2 protein-coding genes are annotated in these 1,514 nt (G+C 67.5%); both read right to left on the bottom strand.

The genetic code is table 11. The features are described from left to right. A partial coding sequence (locus tag ACWGIU_RS37680) for an amino acid ABC transporter permease (RefSeq protein WP_453712573.1) occupies nucleotides 1-790 on the bottom strand: 790 nt, incomplete at its 3' end. Continuing rightward, nucleotides 787-1,461 carry an amino acid ABC transporter permease gene (locus ACWGIU_RS37675; protein ID WP_453712575.1) on the bottom strand — a complete coding sequence of 225 codons (675 nt, stop codon included), beginning with the start codon at nucleotides 1,459-1,461 and terminating at the stop codon, nucleotides 787-789. The genes ACWGIU_RS37680 and ACWGIU_RS37675, both read right to left, overlap by 4 nt. Between the last annotated feature and the right edge of the window lie 53 nt (nucleotides 1,462-1,514).

Genomic DNA, 1,514 nt, shown 5'->3' with positions numbered 1-1,514 from the left:
GCTGGGAGGCGAGGCTGGTGAGGGCGAAGTTCACCACGATGTAGATCAGGGCGATCACGAAGAGGGTCGCGATGGTGTTGCTGTAGTTGGCCGAGATCTGCCGGTTCATGGAGAGCAGTTCCGCGAAACCGAGCAGGGCGCCACCGAGCGCGGTGTCCTTGAGGATCACCACGAGCTGGCTGACCAGGGCCGGCAGCATCGCCGTGACGGCCTGCGGGATCAGCACGTAGGTCATGGTCTGACCCTTGCGCATGCCGATCGCCTTGGCCGCGTCGGTCTGGCCGCGGGGCAGGGAGAGCACGCCGGCCCGGACGATCTCGGCGATGACGGCCGAGTTGTAGAGGACCAGACCCGTGACCACGGCCCAGAACGGCCGGGTGTCGGAGGGGACGTCCATGAACTGCGGCGAGTACAGCGCCGAGCTGAACAGCATCAGCATCAGGACCGGGATGGCACGGAAGAACTCCACCCACGTACCGACCGGCCCGCGCACCCAGGCGTGGTCGGACAGTCGGCCGATGCCCAGCACCGCTCCCAGCGGGAGGGCGATCACCATGGACAGCGCCCCGGCCTTGAGGGTCTCCAGGAGACCCGGGATCAGGTACGTCGTCCAGACCCTGCTGTCGGTGACGAAGGGCGTCCACTTGTCGGCGTCGAGCTGGCCCTTCTCCGCCATGAGGGACAGCGCCCACCACATGACGAGACCGAACAGGACGACGAAGATCCCGCTGTAGATCCAGTTGCGTGCCTTGGCCCTGGGGCCGGGGGTGTCGTACAGCACGGAGGTCATCGCTTCACCGCCACTCGCTTGGCGACCCAGCCCAGCAGAAGACCGGTGGGCAGGGTCAGCAGGACGAAACCGAGGGCGAAGACCGCGAAGACCGCGAAGACCGCCTGCGCCTCGTTCTCGAGCATTTCCTTCATCAGCAGGGCCGCCTCGGCCACGCCGATGGCCGCCGCCACCGTGGTGTTCTTGGTGAGTGCGATCAGTACGTTGGCGAGCGGTGCGACAACCGCCCGGAAGGCCTGGGGGAGCACGATCAGGGTGAGCACCTGGAAGAAGCTCAGTCCCAGCGCGCGGGCCGCCTCGGCCTGGCCGACGGGCACCGTGTTGATGCCGGAGCGCAGCGCCTCGCAGACGAAGGTGCCGGTGTAGGCGATCAGTCCGAGGACCGCGAGCCGGAAGCCGGTCTCCTTGAACGTCTCGCCGCCCAGCGCGATGCCGAGGGTCTGGTTGAGTCCCAGCGAGCAGCCGATGATCAGCAAGGTCAGCGGGGTGTTGCGCACCAGGTTGACGTACGCGGTGCCGAAGGCCCGCAGCAGCGGGACCGGGCTGACCCGCATCCCGACCAGGGCGGTGCCCCAGATCAGGGATCCGGCCGCCGAGTAGAGGGTGAGCTGAACCGTCACCCAGAAGGCTCCGAGCACGTCGTACTGCCCGGAATCAAGAAAATCGAACACGATGCCCTGCGCTCTCCCCAGGATGGCCGGTGAGGTGCGCCGCCGCCCACGGC

The sequence above is a fragment of the Streptomyces sp. NPDC054840 genome (assembly GCF_053611065.1).
Note: the sequence above shows the minus strand (reverse complement) of the source record. Positions and strands in the feature narration are given on the sequence as shown.